Origin of the sequence: Piscirickettsia salmonis LF-89 = ATCC VR-1361 (genome assembly GCF_000297215.2) — a bacterium.
Classification (GTDB): Bacteria; Pseudomonadota; Gammaproteobacteria; order Piscirickettsiales; family Piscirickettsiaceae; genus Piscirickettsia; species Piscirickettsia salmonis.
In genome coordinates this window covers 1-762 of the sequence record NZ_AMFF02000261.1, presented here as the reverse complement: position 1 = coordinate 762, position 762 = coordinate 1, and the positions used below count along the sequence as shown (strand labels likewise).

2 protein-coding genes are annotated in these 762 nt (G+C 32.8%); one reads left to right on the top strand and one right to left on the bottom strand.

Annotation, left to right across the window (positions count from 1 at the left end; translation table 11 throughout):
• The coding region (locus C200_RS16285; RefSeq protein ID WP_211250938.1) for a hypothetical protein at window positions 1-186 on the top strand (186 nt) is incomplete at its 5' end.
• 18 nt (window positions 187-204) lie between these two features.
• On the opposite strand, the gene C200_RS15650 is transcribed toward C200_RS16285, so the two are convergent.
• A complete protein-coding gene (locus C200_RS15650; protein ID WP_016212514.1) occupies window positions 205-342 on the bottom strand; it encodes a hypothetical protein in 138 nt (45 codons plus the stop codon).
• Window positions 343-762: the final 420 nt, after the last annotated feature.

The window sequence follows — 762 nt, the reverse complement described above, 5'->3', positions numbered from 1 at the left end:
TATTTTAGATTGCAATCAATTTACTCTTTGCTTCATGTTCAGCAAGTTGACGATGACTTGGCGATGGTTGGATCGTTGAATAATATGATCAGACCACATCAATCTTTAAAGAATCTTTCACCAGACACATTTGCTGAGAAACGTGAAAAACAGTTAGAAAAAATTTCGACAAAAACAGAGGGATAATTCCAGTTTTAAACTGTCTCACTTATGGGGGGTTGACACTTGGACTTCTCCCTCGACACCATTTTCTGTCATGGCGCCGTTATTCTCATCGCTTACTTTGACTTCTTTTTCAACATCAACTTCTGAGTGGTTATTATCATTGTTTAGTGTAGGCATAATGCTTACTCCTTAAATTTTTGCACGTTATAGTTTTTTCTTTCTGTAAAGCATTTATATATTAAAAACATACAGTTGTACTTTCAAGGTTATGTAAATTTGCTCAACCTTAACTATGGGCTGATTTAGAGCGTGAGGAATAGATTAGATTAACTAGGGTAGATTTACTGGTCTGTATTATAATTAAATATTGTTTTTTACTTTTCAAGTAGAGTGAGAGATGGAAGTTTTAGTAAATTGAGGTGATCATAAATTTTATTTTTAAAATAAATCACTTTGCACAGTGCTTACGTTTATCGAGTGGATATTACATTGAAAACAGGCCTAAATATTTAGCTGAATATTTATTATTTTAAATAGCTGTAGTGTTGTTTGCGTCTCATTGAGAAAAATAGGCATGGTTATAGCGCTCAACGAATA

What these genes read in the sequence shown, in the direction of transcription:
- C200_RS15650 (WP_016212514.1), bottom strand. Translation starts at nt 342, where the DNA reads ATGCCTACACTAAACAATGATAATAACCACTCAGAAGTTGATGTTGAA.